The sequence below is a fragment of the Mycobacterium sp. genome (genome assembly GCF_965229265.1).
Lineage (GTDB): Bacteria > Actinomycetota > Actinomycetes > Mycobacteriales > Mycobacteriaceae > Mycobacterium.
On sequence record NZ_CBDDIY010000011.1, the window covers coordinates 119,350 to 137,010 of the forward strand.

Annotated in this window: 17 protein-coding genes; 9 read left to right on the forward strand and 8 right to left on the reverse strand. The window is 69.3% G+C overall.

The genetic code is table 11. The features are described 5' to 3' along the window. Positions 1-41: 41 nt before the first annotated feature. A complete protein-coding gene (locus ADBZ9K_RS13060; RefSeq protein WP_526621136.1) occupies positions 42-1,784 on the reverse strand; it encodes a glycoside hydrolase family 3 protein in 1,743 nt (580 codons plus the stop codon). A gap of 37 nt (positions 1,785-1,821) precedes the next feature. Between ADBZ9K_RS13060 and ADBZ9K_RS13065 the strand changes: the two genes are divergently transcribed. The 7 genes from ADBZ9K_RS13065 (at position 1,822) to ADBZ9K_RS13095 (ending at position 7,733) form a co-directional block, all read left to right on the forward strand. Next, complete coding sequence (locus tag ADBZ9K_RS13065) at positions 1,822-2,733, forward strand: PaaI family thioesterase (protein ID WP_526621137.1); 912 nt, start codon at positions 1,822-1,824, stop codon at positions 2,731-2,733. Positions 2,734-2,912: 179 nt separating this feature from the next. Continuing rightward, positions 2,913-3,356: a 50S ribosomal protein L13 gene (gene rplM / locus ADBZ9K_RS13070; RefSeq protein ID WP_526621139.1), complete on the forward strand. Its 444-nt coding sequence runs from the start codon at positions 2,913-2,915 to the stop codon at positions 3,354-3,356. A 95-nt stretch (positions 3,357-3,451) separates the two neighbouring features. Beyond that, on the forward strand, positions 3,452-3,847 hold the full coding sequence (rpsI, locus tag ADBZ9K_RS13075) for a 30S ribosomal protein S9 (RefSeq protein ID WP_526622611.1): 396 nt from the start codon (positions 3,452-3,454) through the stop codon (positions 3,845-3,847). A 301-nt stretch (positions 3,848-4,148) separates the two neighbouring features. Continuing rightward, the gene (locus tag ADBZ9K_RS13080; protein WP_526621141.1) at positions 4,149-4,589 is read left to right on the forward strand and encodes a hypothetical protein; all 441 of its coding nucleotides are present in this window, start codon (positions 4,149-4,151) and stop codon (positions 4,587-4,589) included. A gap of 156 nt (positions 4,590-4,745) precedes the next feature. Then, on the forward strand, positions 4,746-6,083 hold the full coding sequence (glmM, locus tag ADBZ9K_RS13085) for a phosphoglucosamine mutase (RefSeq protein ID WP_526621143.1): 1,338 nt from the start codon (positions 4,746-4,748) through the stop codon (positions 6,081-6,083). A gap of 49 nt (positions 6,084-6,132) precedes the next feature. Beyond that, a complete protein-coding gene (locus ADBZ9K_RS13090) occupies positions 6,133-6,423 on the forward strand; it encodes a DUF7162 family protein (RefSeq protein WP_526621144.1) in 291 nt (96 codons plus the stop codon). Continuing rightward, on the forward strand, positions 6,420-7,733 hold the full coding sequence (locus tag ADBZ9K_RS13095) for a hypothetical protein (RefSeq protein ID WP_526621145.1): 1,314 nt from the start codon (positions 6,420-6,422) through the stop codon (positions 7,731-7,733). The genes ADBZ9K_RS13090 and ADBZ9K_RS13095 overlap by 4 nt, the downstream gene beginning before the upstream one ends. Before the next feature lie 90 nt (positions 7,734-7,823). On the opposite strand, the gene ADBZ9K_RS13100 is transcribed toward ADBZ9K_RS13095, so the two are convergent. Continuing rightward, positions 7,824-8,864, reverse strand: a complete 1,041-nt coding sequence (locus ADBZ9K_RS13100; protein ID WP_526621146.1) for an LLM class F420-dependent oxidoreductase — start codon at positions 8,862-8,864, stop codon at positions 7,824-7,826. Between the two features lie 120 nt (positions 8,865-8,984). Beyond that, on the reverse strand, positions 8,985-9,836 hold the full coding sequence (locus tag ADBZ9K_RS13105; RefSeq protein ID WP_526621147.1) for a dienelactone hydrolase family protein: 852 nt from the start codon (positions 9,834-9,836) through the stop codon (positions 8,985-8,987). A 54-nt stretch (positions 9,837-9,890) separates the two neighbouring features. On the opposite strand from ADBZ9K_RS13105, the gene glmS reads away from it, so the two are divergent. Then, on the forward strand, positions 9,891-11,759 hold the full coding sequence (gene glmS / locus ADBZ9K_RS13110) for a glutamine--fructose-6-phosphate transaminase (isomerizing) (RefSeq protein WP_526621148.1): 1,869 nt from the start codon (positions 9,891-9,893) through the stop codon (positions 11,757-11,759). Here the strand turns inward: glmS and ADBZ9K_RS13115 are convergent. Then, positions 11,746-12,582, reverse strand: coding sequence for a class II fructose-bisphosphate aldolase (locus tag ADBZ9K_RS13115; RefSeq protein WP_526621150.1), 837 nt, complete (start codon positions 12,580-12,582; stop codon positions 11,746-11,748). The genes glmS and ADBZ9K_RS13115 overlap by 14 nt on opposite strands. After that, positions 12,573-13,892, reverse strand: coding sequence for a D-tagatose-bisphosphate aldolase, class II, non-catalytic subunit (locus tag ADBZ9K_RS13120; RefSeq protein ID WP_526621151.1), 1,320 nt, complete (start codon positions 13,890-13,892; stop codon positions 12,573-12,575). The genes ADBZ9K_RS13115 and ADBZ9K_RS13120 overlap by 10 nt, the downstream gene beginning before the upstream one ends. 71 nt (positions 13,893-13,963) lie before the next feature. Between ADBZ9K_RS13120 and ADBZ9K_RS13125 the strand changes: the two genes are divergently transcribed. Continuing rightward, the gene (locus ADBZ9K_RS13125; RefSeq protein ID WP_526621153.1) at positions 13,964-14,728 is read left to right on the forward strand and encodes a DeoR/GlpR family DNA-binding transcription regulator; all 765 of its coding nucleotides are present in this window, start codon (positions 13,964-13,966) and stop codon (positions 14,726-14,728) included. A gap of 14 nt (positions 14,729-14,742) precedes the next feature. Here ADBZ9K_RS13125 and ADBZ9K_RS13130 read toward each other — a convergent pair whose 3' ends face one another. The 3 genes from ADBZ9K_RS13130 to ADBZ9K_RS13140 are packed head-to-tail and all read right to left on the reverse strand — an operon-like array spanning position 14,743 to position 17,661. Beyond that, the gene (locus ADBZ9K_RS13130; protein ID WP_526621154.1) at positions 14,743-15,837 is read right to left on the reverse strand and encodes an ABC transporter ATP-binding protein; all 1,095 of its coding nucleotides are present in this window, start codon (positions 15,835-15,837) and stop codon (positions 14,743-14,745) included. A gap of 1 nt (position 15,838) precedes the next feature. Continuing rightward, positions 15,839-16,744, reverse strand: coding sequence for a carbohydrate ABC transporter permease (locus tag ADBZ9K_RS13135; protein WP_526621156.1), 906 nt, complete (start codon positions 16,742-16,744; stop codon positions 15,839-15,841). Then, a complete protein-coding gene (locus ADBZ9K_RS13140; RefSeq protein ID WP_526621158.1) occupies positions 16,741-17,661 on the reverse strand; it encodes a carbohydrate ABC transporter permease in 921 nt (306 codons plus the stop codon). Before ADBZ9K_RS13140 ends, ADBZ9K_RS13135 begins: the two co-directional genes overlap by 4 nt.

Sequence of the window (17,661 nt, forward strand, 5' to 3'; positions counted from 1 at the left end):
GCATCCATCGGACCACACGTGGCGCCGGTTCCGAAACCGAATTACCGTGGGTAGCGCAGCCCGTGCCCGAACCGGAACAGCGGGTCGACGGTGTCGAAGGCCACGTCGGTGCGGCTGGCTTCCACCGCCGAATCCGAGCGGGGCAGGTCGAACGGCAGCGAGCCCGCCGGCCCCGACTCGCCGAACACCACGTCGAGCAGTGCCTGTTCACTCACCCCGAAGTTCGCCATGACCGCTCCCGCGGCATCGACGAACGGAGTCAGCACCGCCGGCCGGTCCAGGTAGACGTCGACCACGGTGGGCAGCTGGTCGCAGACATCCAGGATCCCGCGCAGCTCGTCGGCGCCGAATTCCAGTGAGCCGTGATGGAACAGCGCGGCAAAGCCATCCGCCCCGGGGTCGAAGGGGGCTTTGACGCGTAGCAGGGCGACGTCGGCCTGCGCCGGGTCGTCGACCTTCTCGGCGTACCCCATGAGCGTGGCGATCTGCGGGGCGAACACGGTGACCCCGCGGGGCAGTGGCAGCAATCCCTCGGTGTTGGTCAGCAGAGTCAGCGAGTCGCGCTGGGCCCGGGTCCCCGCGTCGCGAAAGTCGCTACGGCCCAGGGTCATCGCCGCTTGGTCCTGGTCGACGAAGGGGTGATCGAACAGACCGAGCTCGAATTTCATCCGCAGCAGCCGCCGCGCCGACTCGTCGATCCGGGAATCGCTGACCCGCCCGTCGCGGACCAGATCCAGTAGCACGTCGGTGCAGTCTTCCCCGCCGAACTGGTCGACCCCGGCGTCGATGACCCGCAACATCCGCTCCTGGCGGCTCAGGTGCTCCACACCCCAGGCGCGGGCCACCCCGAGCTCGCCGATGCCGGGATGGTCGCTGATCAAACCCCAGTCGGTGCAGACAATGCCGTCGAAGCCCAGCTCGCCGCGCAACAAACCGGTGATCACCGCCCTGTTGAACCCGAAACCCACCTCCTCCCACTCGGTGCCGACCGGCATGCCGTAGTACGGCATCACCTCGGCCGCGCCGGCCCGCAGCGCCGCGCGGAAGGGCTGCAGGTGGTAATCGGCGTTGCCGCCCGGGTAAACCTGCTCGCGCCCCCAGGCGAAGTGCGAATCGTTGCCGTCCTTCTGCGGGCCGCCGCCGGGAAAGTGTTTGATCATCGCGGCGACGGATCCGGGGCCGAGGCGATCGCCCTGCAGCCCGCGGACGTAGCCCACACCGAGCCGGGAAACCAGTTCGGCATCCTCGCCGAAGGTGGTGTTGATCCGCGACCACCGCGGCTCGGTGGCCAGGTCGAGCTGCGGGTGCAGTGCCACGCGAATGCCCACGGCCAGGTACTCCTGACGGACGATATCGGCGAACTCGCGCACCCGCTCGGGCGAACCGATCGCGGCCAGTCCCAGCGGTTCGGGCCACAGCGAGAACGGCCCCGCCATCATCTGCGTCAGCGGATTGTCGCCGAAATGGTGCCGCGGATCGGTGGAGAACGTGACCGGCACACCGAGCGGACGCTGCACCGCGAGCTCCTGAATGCTGTTGTGCCACTGGGCAAAAGATCGGCCGTCGGGCAGCGAACCCAGGATGTTGAAGTGGCGCAGGCCGCGCTCGAGCAACGATCGCAACGAGTGCTCGCCGAGCAGGGTGACCACCTCGTCGACACCAGCGGGCACCGCCATCGTGTGGAACATCAACCCGACCTTGTCGGCCAACGGCAGACGCGACAGCAGATCATCGGTCCGCCGGTCCACCGACAGCCCGGGGTCCCGGTAGGGCAAGTCGGACATCGGCGTTCCTTTCCGTCATCTGCGAGGATGCCAGGTGATGAGCACACCCAACGCGCCGCAGGCGGCCTTCTGCGTCGGCTCCGCCCAGGTCAGCGAGGCCGGGATCGCGCTCGACCAGCACGTGACCGCCGTCCTGGCCGACCACCGCGGCGTGGTGGAGATGCCGGCCTACGCGGTGATGGCCGAATCGGTCACCAGCGGGGCCTACTGGTATTCGTTTTCCGAGCCGGTCGCCACGGTGCAGTCCTGGCTCGCGCTCACCGCGGGAGCGCCGGCCCGGGTCGGCGACCTGCTGCATGGGGTGTCGGTGCTGTCCCACCACGACGACCGGTACGGGACGGCCGCCGTCACCGTGACGAACGGGTCGCACCAGGTCGTCTGCTCGGGGGTGGCCAGGGCCGTCCGAGTGGGGCGCACCACTGCTGCGCTGCGGGCCCTGGACAAGGATGCGATCGACGCCGCGGCCGACACGTTGCCGGCGCCGCCCGATCTGGACACGACCGTGTCGGCCATCGATCCGGACTGGGACGGCCGCCGGATCCTGACCGCAATCAGCCGGGGTGACATCGCTCGCGGACCGCTGTGCGAACTGCTGGCCATGACGGTGGCCGTGGGGGAGGAGCCGGTCCTGACCGTCGCACCCCAACCGTGGATGGCCAACCCGCTCGGCGCGATCCAGGGCGGGGTGATCGCGTCGATCGTCGGCCAGGCCTGCTCGCTGGCCGGTCAGGCCCACACCGGCCCGGGCGACCACTACACCCTGGCCGACCTCAGCGTTCACTACTTCCGCTCACCCCCGGTCGACGGGCGTTCCCTGACATTGGCCACCGCCACCGAACGCGTCGGCCGGCGGATGGCGACGGTGTCGGTCACCATGGCCGACGCCGGCGGGACGGGTTACGTCCGGGCCGTCGCCAATGTCATCTACGACCGAGCAAGCGCGTTTTGACCTGCGCGGATCACCGCAGGTAAGCTGCCACGTTGGCGTGCGGTACGCCGCGGTTGTCCGCGGGGTAAGCCGGGTTCTCGGGTCAGTGTTGGTCGCCGAGGAGCAACCCCCACCGTCGCGCTTCGACCGGCACCCGGGTCGCACCGGGACCTAACCCGAGAAGAAAAGAAGGTAGTGCTGTGCCTACGTACACGCCGAAGGCGGGTGACACCACGCGGTCGTGGTACGTCATCGACGCCACCGACGTGGTGCTCGGCCGGCTCGCCGTAGCGGCAGCTAATCTGCTGCGCGGCAAGCACAAGCCGACATTCACGCCGAATGTCGACGGTGGCGACTTCGTCATCGTTATCAACGCCGACAAGATCGCCGTCAGCGGCGACAAGCTCCAGAGCAAGATGGCCTACCGCCACTCGGGTTACCCGGGTGGTCTGCGGTCCCGCACGCTGGGCGAAGAGATGGAAAAGCACGCCGATCGGGTGGTCGAGAAGGCCATCGTCGGCATGCTGCCGCATAACAAGCTGAGCCGGCAGATCCAGAAGAAGCTCAAGGTGTACGCGGGTCCCAACCATCCGCATACCGCGCAGCAGCCGGTTCCGTACGAGATCAAGCAGGTGGACCAGTGAGCGAGACGACAGACGAGACGACCGAGGTGACGACTGAGCTGACCGAGGTCGTCGAGGTCCCCGAGGTCACCGAAGAGGCCGCTCCGCGCGAGCCGATCATCATCGACCGCCCGATCCAGACCGTCGGCCGCCGCAAGGAGGCCGTGGTGCGGGTTCGCCTGGTGCCCGGCACCGGCCAGTTCCACCTCGACGGGCGCACCCTGGAGGCCTACTTCCCGAACAAGGTGCACCAGCAGCTGATCAAGGCTCCGCTGGTGACCGTCGACCGGGTGGACAGCTTCGATATCTACGCCCACCTCGACGGCGGCGGCCCGTCCGGTCAGGCGGGAGCGCTTCGCCTGGCGATCGCTCGCGCGCTGATCCTGGTGCAGCCCGAGGACCGGCCGGCGCTGAAGAAGGCCGGCTTCCTCACGCGTGACCCGCGTGCCATCGAGCGCAAGAAGTACGGCCTCAAGAAGGCCCGCAAGGCGCCGCAGTACAGCAAGCGCTGATCTGCCGCGTTTCGCAAACGCACCGGCTCGCCGGGCGTCCTCGGAGTCATCCGGAGGCGCCCGGCGAGTTGTTTGTGGGCTTCCTCACTTTGTGTATCGCCTGTTGAGGGGCTGACCGCGGCCAATCGAGTTTCGGTTTGAGTCCGCGGGGATGCGGCAACGCCACTACGAGCCGGCGGAGACGTCGGCTTCCCAAGGTAGGAGGCGGGACCCTTCCGGGGGTGGGTCCTCCTTTCTGGGGCTGTGTGTGGTGATAGCTCGCGCAGCTCTGACTCCCTGCCAACAACAGAGTGGAGCAAATATGAACACGATGACGAAGATGGCCGCAGGTGCCGTTCTCGGTGGATCGCTGCTCGTCGCGGGTGGTTTAGGTCTTGCGAACGCGGCTCCGTCGGCGCCGCAGTCCGTGGTGGGCGACAGCAAGATCGACGTCGCACTCACCGTCGACGGCCAGCAGATCGGCGTCATCCAGGATGTGTCGCTGGCTGGCGCGCAGACGCTGGCCACCTCGGTGTGCCCGGGTGATGACCTGTCGGCCCGCCTCGCGGAGCTGGACACCAGCCAGGTCCAGACCCTGCCGGCGTGCACCAGCACCACCGGCACGCTGAGCTACACGTTCAGCCAGAACGGCCCGGGCAACTCCGAGGTCGCGCCGGCCGAGAGCCACAGCACACCGGGGATGGCGCCCGCCGCCACCACCAGTGCGACTCCGGCCCCGCCGGCGGCCGCCGAGAGCCGCTAACCGGCAACTCGCAGGATCACCGCACTGCCCGTACCCACCCAGGGTGCGGGCAGTGTTGGTTGCGCCGGGTCTCGGTGAAATGTCGGTTCTGCGCCGACACGGCCGATAACCTCGTGGGTTGTGTCGTGAGCCGCGAGTTGTGAGAGGTTTGTCCGCATGGGACGACTGTTCGGGACCGATGGGGTCCGCGGCGTCGCCAACCGGGAGCTGACCGCCGAGCTGGCGCTGGCCCTCGGGGCCGCGGCGGCACGCCGGCTGGCCGGCACGGGTGGCTCAGGCCGCCGCGTCGCCGTCATCGGCCGCGACCCGCGGGCCAGCGGCGAGATGCTGGAGGCGGCGGTGATCGCCGGAGTGACCAGCGAGGGGGTCGATGCGTTGCGGGTCGGGGTGCAGCCGACCCCGGCTGTGGCCCACCTGACCGGCGCCTATGGCGCCGACTTCGGCGTGATGATCTCCGCATCGCACAACCCGATGCCCGACAACGGCATCAAGATCTTCGGTCCCGGCGGCCACAAGCTCGACGACGACGCGGAGGACCGCATCGAGGAACTGGTCGCCCAGGGCCCCGGCCTGCGTCCCGTCGGTGCCGGAATCGGCCGTGTCGTCGATGCGCCCGACGCTCTGGAGCGGTACCTGCACCACCTGCGCGCGGCGTCGCCGCAGCGGCTCGAGGGGCTGCGCGTCGTCGTGGACTGCGCCAACGGTGCCGCCTCACTGGCCGCGCCGCGCGCCTATCAGGCCGCCGGCGCACGGGTGATCGCGATCAACGCCGAACCTGACGGCCTGAACATCAACGAGGGCTGCGGCTCGACGCATCTGGAGCAACTACAGGCCGCGGTGCGGGCCCACAAGGCCGACCTGGGACTCGCTCATGACGGCGACGCCGACCGCTGCCTGGCGGTGGATGCCTCCGGAGCGGTGATCGACGGCGACGCCATCATGGTGGTGCTGGCGCTGGCCATGCGGGAGGCCGGTGAGCTCGCCTCCAACACCCTGGTGGCCACGGTGATGAGCAACCTCGGCCTGCATCTGGCCATGCGCGAGGCCGGCATCGCGGTGCGCACCACCGGCGTCGGCGACCGCTACGTTCTGGAGGAACTGCGGGCCGGGGAGTTCACCCTCGGCGGTGAGCAGTCCGGTCACATCGTGCTGCCGGCACTCGCCACGACCGGCGACGGGATCATCACCGGGCTGCGACTGATGTCGCGGATGGTGCAAACCCGCTCGACGTTGGCGGCCCTGGCCGCGCCGATGCAGACGCTCCCGCAGGTCCTGATCAACGTCCAGGTTGTCGACAAGGCGACCGTCGCCGAGGCGCCCGGGGTGCAGAGCGCGGTGCGTGAAGCCGAGGCCGAGCTGGGCGACACCGGGCGAATTCTGTTGCGCCCGTCCGGAACCGAGCAACTGGTACGCGTCATGGTGGAGGCCGCCGACGAGGACACCGCGCGCCAGCTGGCACTGCGCATCGCCGAATCGGTCTCCGCGGAAAGCTGATCCGCCGACCGCCGGAACCGGCGGAGGCGCTTGTGCGTCATACCCAGGCATGGGGACCACACGCGTGGACACCGCGGCGCTGCGCGCCGCGGCGCAGCGCTTCGACACCGCTGCTGACCTTCTCGACGACGCGCGCCGGGCGCAGCTGAGCCGGTTTCGTTTCGACGGGGCGTTGGCGGGGCGGGCGCACGTCGCCGGCGGAGATGCGGTGCGCGCCGAGCTGGACCGGCTCGCCGCCGAGCTGGAGCGCTGGTCACGGGCCGCCGCGGAGGTGGCCGCGGCGCTACGGGTGGCCGCAGACCGGTATGTCGACGCCGACCTCAACGCGGTGCCGCAATGACCGCGGACGCCGCCGGGCGGCTGGCTCAGGGCAGACCCTCGGTGGCCAATACCCAGAGTTATGTGGCGGCCTGCCATGCCGTCGGCTATCAGCACCCGGACCTGACCGCACACGGCGCGCAGATCCTCGACTGGTATGGCGGTCAGGACGGTCTGGATCTGCCGGCGCTGGACGGTGACTGCGCTGTGTTGCGGGCCGCTGCCGGCGCCGCCGAGGAGGCGCTGCGGATCGAGCGGGATGGCTGCGTTCTGCTCGCAGCGGCGTGGCAGGGCGGATCCGGTTCTCGGGCAGAAGAATTCACCGACCGGCATTGCGCGGCCGGGGAAGCGGTGGCGGGCGCATTGCGGGCCGCAGCCGAGGCCTGCGAGGCGCTGCGGGACCGCCTGTGGCAGCTGGTCGACGGGAAGGTCGATGCGGCGGTGTCGATCGACGACCGTCGCGCCGGCGAGCGGCCGGCGTGGTTGACCGCGGCCGGCATCGTGACCGGCGGGGGAGCCGAACGCGGCGAAGCCGTCGAGGTCGTGACCGGACAGATCACGCCCTATGTCGATACCGACATCCGCACCGAGTGGGTCGATGCGATGCGGTCGGCGACGGCCTCGGCGGCGGCTGCCTTCGACGACACGGTACGACGTCTAAGCGGCGCTCCCGCAGCAGTTTTCGAGGTGCCCGGACCCCTGGCCCCGGGGCCGTCCCCGTCGGTGGCCCGGATCGGCGTTGCACCCGCGGCGATGACGGTGCCGTCGGCCGCTCCCGCCTTTGCTCCGGCGGCACCGCCCCCGGTTGCTGAGCCCGAGCCCGCCTTCACGCCGGCGGCGCCCCCGCCGGAGCCCAGTGTCCCGCAACCACCACCGCCGGCCGTGCCTCCCACGCCGCCCGCGCTTGGGGGCGTCCCCTCCGCGGGCGTGCCGGCCATGCCGGACGTCGCCGGCGGCCTGTCCGGTCTGGCCGGTCAGATCGCCGACGCGCTGGGCGGCCTGGCTGGCACGACGCCCGACGCGCCGGTCGACGACCCGGTGCCGGACCGCGTCGACGACGATGTGCCTACGGCCGACGATCCAGCCGAGGCCGATGATCCCGAACCGGTCGTCGATGAGCCGGATGACGCTGGGCCCGAGGCTGTTCCGATCGCCGAGCCGGCGCAGGGGGACGCGCCTGCCGGCGAGGGCGGGCAGCCCGTCGCCGAGCCCGCGGTCAGCGACGTCGAACCGGTCGAACTCCCGCCGCCAGCCCCGCCGGAACCGGAGACAGCGGGTAGCCAGACGCCCTGTGAGATCGCCGCCGACGAGCTACCCCAGGTCGGCCAGTGAGCACCGACCCCGGCCGACCGGCGGTGCCACCGTCGTACCGTCGTCTGCTCCGGCCCGCCGACGAGCAGCGGGCCGCGCGCCCACCGGTGCTCAGGGCAGCAGTCGCTGAAGTTCCTCGACGTAGCTGACATATTCGGCGCCGTCGGCGGTGACCGGGGTGGCCAGCAGCGTGGTGACGCCGGCCTCGGCGAAGGCGGCGATGCGCTCCTTGACGAACCCGCGCGGCCCGATCAGCGAGACGTTGCGGACCAACTCGTCAGGCACCGCGGCAATCGCCTCGGCCTTGCGGCCGGACAGGTAGAGCTCCTGAATGTGATCGGCCAACTCGCCGTACCCGTAGCGGGTGGCCAGCTTGTGGTAGAAGTTCTGGCCCTTGGCGCCCATGCCGCCGATGTAGAGCGCCAGATGCGGCTTGGCCCAATTCAGCCGTTCCTCGACGTCGTCGCCGATGGCCAGCGACACCCCGACCATCACGTCGAGCTCGCCGAGTTGTGCGTCGCGCTTGGCTTTCCCGGCGCGCAGCGCCTCGCCCCAGACATCGTCGGCCTTCTCGGGGTAGAAGAACACCGGCTGCCAGCCCTCGGCGATCTCGGCGGTCAGCTCGACGTTCTTGGGGCCCAGTGCGGCGATGGTGATTGGAATGCGTTCGCGCACAGGATGATTGATGAGGTGCAGTGGTTTGCCCAGGCCGGTGCCCTGACCGGGTGGCAGCGGGATCTGGTAGTTGCGGCCCTGGTGCTGGACGCGGTCGCGCCGCCACACCTGACGGCAGATGTCGACGACCTCGCGGGTGCGTCCCAGCGGGGCGTCGAACGGCAGCCCGTGGAAGCCCTCTATCACCTGCGGTCCCGACGTCCCGATGCCAAGCCGGAAGCGGCCGTCGGAGACGAAGTCCAGGCCGGCGGCGGTCATCGCCAGCAGGCTGGGGGTGCGGGTGTAGATAGGGAAGACGCCGGATCCGAGCTCGATGGTCGAGGTCTTGGCCGCCAGATAGCCGAGCTGGCTGACGGCGTCGTAGGAATACGCCTCGGCGACCAGGGCGATGTCCACCCCCGCCTGCTCCAACACCACGATGTGCTCGACGGCCTCGCGGAAACCACCCGAGTAATCCAGAAATATTCCGGTGCGCATCAGCACGTTATATCACCAACCAGTTGGTCGGGTTTCGTCGCGTTTCGTCCAGTGGCCACTTACGTCACGAAACTGCGCCGAATGCGTGCCGTAACTGGCCACTCGTGGCTCCGAACCGGGCTACTTCAACAGCGCGACGATCCTGTCCTCGGGCGTCAGCGGCGGCGCCTCGGGGTCGAGCTGCTCGGTCTTGGGCAGCACGGCCTCGGGGTCGGCGAATTCCCGGTAGGTCTTGTCGCCGGTCAGCTGGAACAGCAGGTAGCCGGTCAGCAGCGCCCGCACGGTCTTCTGGGTCCCGCGGTCGGAGCCCGGCATGCCCAGCACCCGGGCGAAGCGCCGCTTCTCGGCCAGGCCGGCGGAGGTCGCCTTGCTGACGACATGCAGCACGGAACCGGGCCAAGCCAGGGCCAAGTCCTGGGCGTCGGTGCGTAGCGACTGCGGATCGTCGGGCGCACTGAGCACCAGCCCCGGCACCTTCAGCGTCGTGGCCGGTTGCTGAGCGGGCGGTTTGGTGACCGACGGGAACAGGGCGGCGACGGCCTTCGGCGCGTTCTTGCCCGCCCCGGCCAGGCCCGCCGCGGCGAACACCGCCGCCGAGCCGCCGAATCCATGCCCGGCCAGGCCGAGCTTGGTGGGGTGCACGCTGATGGAGCCCGGACCCAGCCGGACCCCGGTAATGATGTCCAGGGTGGTGCCGAGGTCGAATGCCAGATTCAGCACCGACGGGGCCAGGCCACGCTCGGTGTTCGGGGCGGCCGCCACGATTCCCCACGACGCCAGGTGCTCCAGCGTCTTCACGTAGTGATCGGCATCTGTGAGCCAGTCGTGACCGAAGGCCACGCCGGGCAGGTTGAACCCCGAAGCCGGGGTGTAAACGATGCCGGGAAGCCCGGCGAAGGCCAGGTCACCGCGTAGAACCTGATGCGGACCGCGGCGGGTCAGCGCCGCGAATAGCTTACGAGTCCTGGCCACCCCAAGAACCTAACCCACCGGCCCTGACCCGGAGCTGCACTACCCTTGATACCCATGTGCGGAATCGTGGCCTATGTCGGGCATCGTCCTGCCCGGGATGTCGTGGTGGACGCACTGCGGCGGATGGAATATCGCGGCTACGACTCGTCGGGGGTGGCGCTGCTCGACGGCCACGGCGGGCTGACCGTCCGCCGCCGCGCCGGCCGACTGGCCAACCTCGAAGAGGCACTGGCCGAGACCGAACCGGCCGCCCTGGCCGGAACCGCGGGCATGGGCCACACCCGGTGGGCCACCCACGGCCGGCCCACCGACCGCAATGCGCACCCGCACCGGGATGCGGCAGGCACGTTCGCCGTCGTGCACAACGGCATCATCGAGAACTTCGCCACGCTGCGCCAGGAACTGGAAGCCGAGGGCATCGAGTTCGCCAGCGACACCGACACCGAGGTGGCCGTGCATATGGTCGCCCACGCCTATCGGCAGGGCCCCACCGCCGGTGACTTCGAGGCGTCGGTGCTGGCCGTGCTGCGGCGGCTGGAGGGGCACTTCACGCTGGTGTTCGCCCACGCCGACGATCCGGGCACGATCATCGCCGCGCGGCGCTCGACCCCGCTGGTCGTCGGTGTCGGCGACGGCGAGATGTTCCTCGGCTCGGATGTCGCAGCCTTCATCGAATTCACCAGGGACGCCGTCGAACTGGGCCAGGACCAGGCGGTGGTCATCACCGCCGACGGCTACCGGATCACCGACTTCGCCGGCCGGGACGACGCCGCGAACGCCCGCGAATTTCATATCGACTGGGATCTGTCGGCCGCCGAGAAGGGCGGCTACGACTACTTCATGCTCAAGGAGATCGCCGAGCAGCCGACGGCGGTCGCCGACACCCTGCTGGGCCACTTCGTCGACGGCCGGATCGTGCTCGACGAGCAGCGGCTGAGCGATCAGGAGCTGCGTGAGGTCGACAAGGTCTTCATCGTGGCCTGCGGCACCGCGTTCCACTCGGGTCTGCTGGCCAAGTACGCGATCGAGCACTGGACCCGGCTGCCCGTGGAGGTCGAGCTGGCCAGCGAGTTCCGCTACCGGGACCCGGTGCTGGACCGCGGCACCCTGGTGATCGCGATCTCGCAGTCCGGCGAGACCGCCGACACCCTGGAGGCCGTCCGGCACGCCAAGACCCAGAAGGCCAAGGTGCTGGCCATCTGCAACACCAACGGCAGCCAGATCCCGCGCGAGGCCGACGCGGTGCTCTACACCCGCGCCGGACCCGAGATCGGGGTGGCGGCCACCAAGACGTTCCTGGCCCAGATCGCCGCCAACTACCTGGTGGGCCTGGCCCTGGCGCAGGCCCGCGGCACCAAGTACCCCGACGAGGTGGAACGCGAATACCGCGAGCTGGAGGCCATGCCCGAGCTGGTGGGCCGGGTGCTCGAGCACGTCGGGCCGGTCACCGAACTCGGACAGCGGTTCGCCGCGTCGCCCACCGTGTTGTTCCTGGGGCGGCATGTGGGCTACCCGGTGGCGCTCGAGGGCGCGCTGAAGCTCAAGGAACTTGCCTACATGCACGCCGAGGGGTTCGCCGCCGGTGAGCTCAAGCACGGTCCGATCGCGCTGATCGACGAAGGTCTGCCGGTCATCGTGGTGATGCCCTCGCCGAAGAATGCGGCCACCCTGCACGCCAAGTTGCTCAGCAACATCCGCGAGGTGCAGGCCCGCGGCGCGGTCACCATCGTCATCGCCGAGGAAGGCGACGACACGGTGCGGCCCTACGCCGACCACCTCTTCGAATTACCGGCGGTGTCAACGCTTTTCCAGCCGCTGCTGTCGACGGTGCCGTTGCAGGTGTTCGCCGCCGCAGTGGCGCGGGCACGCGGCTACGACGTCGACAAGCCGCGCAACCTCGCCAAGTCCGTCACCGTCGAATAGCGGCCAGCGCGCCGGCGACGGTCTCGGCGGTCGCCGCCCGCGCCGCCGCGAGGTAGGGCCGCGGGTCGACCGATGCCGGGTTGGCGCTCAGGTGGGCCCACACCGACCCGGTGAACGCGACGTTGAGCAGGGTGCCGATGTTGATCTTGGTGATGCCGGACGCGACCGCGGTGCGCAGATCGGATTCGGCCACACCGGAGGACCCGTGCAGGACCAGGGGCACCGTGACCGCCGAGCGCAGCCGGGCGATCAGGTCGAAGTCCAGCGAGGCGGTGCGGGTCGCCATCGCGTGGCTGCTGCCGACGGCCACCGCCAGTGCATCCACCCCGGTCGCGGCCACGAACGCCGCCGCCTCGTCGGGATCGGTGCGCACCCCCGGGGCGTGCGGGCCGTCTTTGCCGCCCACTTCGCCGAGTTCGGCTTCCACGAAGAGCCCTCGGGTGCGGGCCCAGTCGACGACCGCACGGGTGGCGGCGACGTTCTCGGAGTACTCGAGTCTGGCGGCGTCGAACATCACCGAGCTGACACCGGCGTCGGCTCCTGCCCGCACCAGGTCGGGGTCCTCGATGTGGTCGAGGTGAACCGACACCGGTACCGCCGCCTCGGCGGCGACCGCGCACACCGCGGCGGTGATCGGTCGCAGCCGGCCGCCGTGGAACTTCACCGCGTTCTCGCTGATCTGCATGATGATCGGGCTGCCCGCCGCCTCCGCGCCGGCGGCGATGGCCTCGGCGTGCTCGAGGGTGATCACATTGAAGGCCAGTACCGCGGTGCAGGCGTGCTGGGCGGCGGTAATCAACTCCGCGGTGCGGGTCAGCGGCATGGGGCCAGCCTGGACGGGACGTCGCTGGTTTCCTGTGCGCAGGCTTGCCAGTAGCTGCGCAACACGCCCTGAATATGGTCGAGGACAACGTCTTTCGGAGTCGCCGTGATCAATCCTGCGCGTACTCGGGCATACTGCTCGGGCAGGTAGGCGCTCAGCATGGGTTCGGGGATGCCGGTGGCGTCGAGGTTGGCGAACAGCGTGTGCACCGCCGTGTCGATCTCGGCGTCGGTCCAGTAGTACCGCACCCGGTCGCTGTAGCTGAACATCCGCGCGATCCGCTGCTGGACGGGTGTCCCCGCGCCGTAGCGCTCCCAGTATTCGGGGGCTGCCAGCATGCGCCATTCGACGACCTGACGAAGTTCGGAGCGCGCCCCGGGGGCGACGAGGTCGTCCTCGATCGCCGCCAGAGCGAACAACGACTCGCGCATGGCGAAGGTCAGTGCCGGTCCGACCTTGAGCACCCGCCAGCCGTCGGCGACGAGCCGCCACAACGCTTCTGGCCGTTGATAGTCGGTCGAATGGGCCTCGAACGTCATCGTCGGCTCGCCGTCGATCACCGTGCGCAACTGCTCGGTGGCCACCGGGTCGTAGTCGACGACGTGGAGGTTGTCGAACTCGACACCGGGCTGGACCACCAGCGCCATCACCTGGGGCCAGACGTGGCCCAGGCCCGCCGCGGCGAAGGCCTGCCGGTGCTGGCGCAGGGTGGCTCGGGCCGCGTCGGCGTCGGTGGGCCGCAGCGTGTCGATCTGGTGGTCCGCGCCGCCGGGCGTGGGCACCTCGGTGCCGATCACATAGCGCAGCAGGCCGGTGGCGCCGACCCGGGCGGCCTCGGATTCGGCTGCTTCGAGCAGTCGGGTGGTGCGTTCGGCGACCACCTCGTCGGTCAGCGGGGCGTCGTCGTCGGCGCAGCGGTAGCTGCAGTCCAGATGCAACTTGGCATAGCCCGCCGCGACGTAGCTGCGGATCAGGTCCTCGGCATGGGCCATCGCCGCGGACGCGGTCTGGTCTCGCCACCGGTTCGGGCCGAGGTGGTCACCGCCGAGCACCACCCGGTCGAGCGGCAAACCCACACGGCCGGCGACATTCTCGACGATGACCCGGAAGTCGGCTGGTCGCAGCCCGGTGTAACCGCCGAACTGGTCCACCTGATTCGAGGTGGCCTCGATCAGCACCGCGGACCCGTCGGTCAGGGCCTGGCGCATGGTTGCCTCGATGACCAGGGGGTGCGCCGAGCACACCGAGGTGATGCCACGTGGTCGCTGCCCCGGGGAAGGACTGGCGACCGCGTCGAGGACGGGATTCACGGCGAAACCTTTCGCTAGCGTACTGCGCATAGTTGTTCGTTTTGATCGGTGTGGACACGTAGACTGCGTGCGTGAAAGCGGAGCGGCTTGGCGAGATTCTGGACCGACTGGGCGACGGCGGGAGTGTGGACGTCGTCCGCCTGGCCGAGGAGTTCCAGGTGTCGCCCGCGACCATCCGGCGAGATCTGCAGTCCCTGCACGAGCAGGGCCTGGTGCGCCGGACGCACGGCGGCGCGCTGCCCAACCCGGCGGGGCTGGAAATGCCCATCCGGTACAAGGCATCTCGGCAGCTCAAGCAGAAGCGGGCGATCGGGCTCGCGGCCGCCACGCTGGTGCACGACGGCGACGTCGTCGGGATCACCGGCGGCACGACGGCCACCGAGGTGGCCCGTGCGCTGGCCGAGCGGCGCAATCTGACCGTGGTGACCAACGCGCTGAACATCGCCGCCGAGCTGATCTCGCGGCCCAACATTCGACTGGTCGTGGTGGGCGGCAAGGCCAGGCACGCGTCCTACGAACTGGTCGGGCCCGCCGCCGAGGCGATGATCGCCCAGTACCACTTCGACATCGCCTTCGTCGGTGCCGACGGGTTCACCGTGGCCGGCGGCTGCACCACCCACGACGAGATGGAGGCCCACACCGACCTGGCGTTCATCCAGCAGGCCGCGCGCACCGTGCTGGTGGCCGACAGTTCCAAGATCGGCAAGGTGACCTTCGCGCGCATCTGCGGACCGGAGATGATCAACACGTTGGTCACCGACTCCGGCATCGCCGAGGCCGACCGTAGTGCCGCGGAGGCCCGCAACCTCGAGGTGATCGCCGCGGGCGCGAAATAGGCTTTGCGGCAAGTTCATCCGAGGGTGATCCGTTCGCGCGACCGGGACGCCGAGCCGGTCGCGGCGTCGAACAGATACGTCGTCTCCGGCGACAGCCCCAGTCTTACGGCTGTTCCCGGGTCGAACACCGTGCCGGGAGCGGCGTGGACGACGACCCGGTCCGGGCCGCCGTCGGTGTGGACCAGGGTGTGTACCAAGACGTGACTGCCGAGCGGTTCGCAGAAGTCGACGACCGCGGCGACGGCCGCGCCCGGTACCGACCCGGGTTGTACCGTCACGTGTTCGGGGCGCACGCCGGCGGTGGCCGGTCCGTCCGGCGCGGCGACCGGGTGCACCGCAGCGCCGGCGATGTGCAGGACGCCGCCCTGGATGGATGCCGTGATCAGGCTCATCGGCGGGTTGCCCATGAAGGTCGCGACGAAGGTGTTGGCCGGCCGGTTGTAGATGTCGTCGGGGGTGCCGATCTGCTGGACCTCGCCCTTGGACATCACGCACAACCGGTCCCCGAGCGTCATCGCCTCGGTCTGGTCGTGGGTGACGTAGAGCGAGGTCACCGGATATTCGCGGTGCAACCGCTTGAGCTCACCGCGCACCTGGGTGCGCAGTTTGGCGTCGAGGTTCGACAGCGGCTCGTCGAGCAGGAATGCCCGCGGCTTGCGCACCAGCGCCCGGCCCATCGCCACGCGCTGGCGCTGGCCCCCGGAGAGCTGCCCGGGTTTGCGGTCCAGCAGCTCGGCGATCTCCAGCATGGCCGCGATCTCGCGCACCCGCTGGTCGATCTCGCGCCGGGGCGTTTTACGTTGCCGCAGACCGTAAGCCAGGTTGCCGTACACGGTCATGTGCGGGTAGAGCGCGTAGTTCTGGAACACCATCGCGATGTCCCGCTCGCCGGGCCCCAGGTCGTTGACCGTGACCCCGCCGATCTTGATCTCGCCGGTGGTGGGCTTGTCGAGACCGGCCAGCAGCCGCAGCGCGGTGCTCTTTCCGCATCCCGACGGTCCGACCAGGATCAGGTACTCCCCGTCGTGCACGGTCAGGTCGAGGTTCTTCAGGGCCTCGAGGCCGCCGGCGTAGCGGCGTGAGACGCCGCAGAACTGCACTTCTGCCATATCAGCCCTTCAGTCCGGCGCTGGCCACCGATTGGACGAAATACTTCTGCGCGACCATGAAGACGACCAGCATCGGCAGCACGCTCATGACGTTGGCCGCCATCAGCAGTGGCCACTGGGTGTTGTGTGCGCCCTGGAAATAGCTCAGCCCCAACGGAACCGTCATCTGATCGGTGTTGGTGATCGCGACCAACGGCCACAGGAAGTCGTTCCACGAGGTCAGCACGGTCAGCGCGGCCAGCGTCGACAACGCCGGCAACGACAGCGGCAGCACGATCTTGAGCAACACGCCGAGCCGCGACGTGCCGTCGACGCGTGCGGCGTCCTCGAGCTCGACGGGAATGGTGAGAAAGAACTGTCGCAGGAAGAAGATTCCGAACGCGCTGGCCAGGTTGGGCAGCATCAGCGCGCCGATGTGGTCGATACCGACCGGCGCCCAGACGTTGTCGCCGAACCACTTCACGATCAGGAAGACCGGAATCATCGTCACCTGGAACGGGACCATCAGGGTGGCCATCAGGACGACGAAAAGGGCTCCGCGACCGAGGAATCGGATCCTGGCGAAGGCATACCCGGCCAGGCCGCACAGCACCAGATTGCTGATGAGGACGACCAGCGTCACCAGTGCGCTGTTGAGGAAGAACTGCCCGAACGGGGCGGTGTCCCACGCCTGGGGATAGTTCTCGAAGTGCGGGTGTTGCGGAAGGAGCACGGGCGGAAACCGGTTGGCCTCGTTCTGGGTCTGCAGCGAGGTGATGAACATCCACAGCAGCGGCACCGTCAGCAGGAATGCCAGCGGGATCAACACCAGATGCCAGGGGCTGAACGGCAGTCTCCGCCGTGGTGTGTCGTCGGCCGGGGCCTGCACCGGCGCGGTGAGGTCGGTGGGTGGCGCGGTGCGGGTCATGAGTAGTGCACATATCGACGGGCGATGCGGAACTGCACCGCGGTGATGACGACGATGACGAAGAACAGGGCGTAGGCCATCGCGGCGGCGTAGCCCGCGTCGAACTGGACGAAGGCGCGATCCCAGAGGTAGTACACCACCACGGTGGTGGCGCGCAGCGGCCCGCCGCGGGTGGTCTGGTACACCTCACCGAAGAGCTGCAGCGCATTGATGGTCAGCCACACCAGCAGGAACAGGTTGGCCGGGCCGAGCAGCGGCACCGTGATGGTGCGGAACCGGGTGAACGGGCTGGCGCCGTCGATGGCGGCCGCCTCGTGCAGCTCGGGTGGAACACCTTGCAGCGCAGCCAGATAGATGACAACTGCGAAGCCCGTCCAGCCCCAGATCGTCATCACGACGATGACGTAAAGCGCCTGCGATGGCGAGGACAGGAACGGCTGGGAGGCAATACCGACCGCGTTGAGCCCCGCGTTGACCAGGCCGAAGTCACGGTCGGTCAGCCACATGAAGATGATGCCCTGCGAGATGGTGGACACCGTCATCGTGACGTAGGCGGCGCTGCGGTACAGCGACATGAACCGCAGTGACCGGTTCATCGCCGCCGCCACCAACAGTCCCACCAGCATGGTGCCCGGCACGAAAAGTGCGGTGTAGACCAGGGTGTGGCGCACCGATTCGACGAACAGCGGGTCGCTGGCCAGCGTTCGGTAATTGTCCAGGCCGACCCACGGCGTCTCGGGGCTGAGCAGGTCGGACTTCTGGAACGACAGCTTCAGTGACATCAGCACGGGGAGCAGCCCGAAGATGGCGATCAGCAGCACGCCGGGGCTGACCAGCGCCCACCCGGAAGCGTTCTCCGACCGGGCCAGTCGCGCCAGCAGCGACGGTCGGCGGGGCGGGGACGCCTGCTCGAGCAT

Bases quoted from the DNA above. Each gene is read 5' to 3' on its own strand.
- ADBZ9K_RS13135 (WP_526621156.1), bottom strand. From the start codon at position 16,744: ATGACCCGCACCGCGCCACCCACCGACCTCACCGCGCCGGTGCAGGCC.
- ADBZ9K_RS13095 (WP_526621145.1), top strand. From the start codon at position 6,420: ATGACCGCGGACGCCGCCGGGCGGCTGGCTCAGGGCAGACCCTCGGTG.
- ADBZ9K_RS13115 (WP_526621150.1), bottom strand. From the start codon at position 12,582: ATGCCGCTGACCCGCACCGCGGAGTTGATTACCGCCGCCCAGCACGCC.
- ADBZ9K_RS13100 (WP_526621146.1), bottom strand. From the start codon at position 8,864: ATGCGCACCGGAATATTTCTGGATTACTCGGGTGGTTTCCGCGAGGCC.
- glmS (WP_526621148.1), top strand. From the start codon at position 9,891: ATGTGCGGAATCGTGGCCTATGTCGGGCATCGTCCTGCCCGGGATGTC.
- ADBZ9K_RS13140 (WP_526621158.1), bottom strand. From the start codon at position 17,661: ATGCTCGAGCAGGCGTCCCCGCCCCGCCGACCGTCGCTGCTGGCGCGA.
- glmM (WP_526621143.1), top strand. From the start codon at position 4,746: ATGGGACGACTGTTCGGGACCGATGGGGTCCGCGGCGTCGCCAACCGG.
- ADBZ9K_RS13065 (WP_526621137.1), top strand. From the start codon at position 1,822: ATGAGCACACCCAACGCGCCGCAGGCGGCCTTCTGCGTCGGCTCCGCC.
- ADBZ9K_RS13090 (WP_526621144.1), top strand. From the start codon at position 6,133: ATGGGGACCACACGCGTGGACACCGCGGCGCTGCGCGCCGCGGCGCAG.
- ADBZ9K_RS13080 (WP_526621141.1), top strand. From the start codon at position 4,149: ATGAACACGATGACGAAGATGGCCGCAGGTGCCGTTCTCGGTGGATCG.
- ADBZ9K_RS13060 (WP_526621136.1), bottom strand. From the start codon at position 1,784: ATGTCCGACTTGCCCTACCGGGACCCCGGGCTGTCGGTGGACCGGCGG.
- ADBZ9K_RS13130 (WP_526621154.1), bottom strand. From the start codon at position 15,837: ATGGCAGAAGTGCAGTTCTGCGGCGTCTCACGCCGCTACGCCGGCGGC.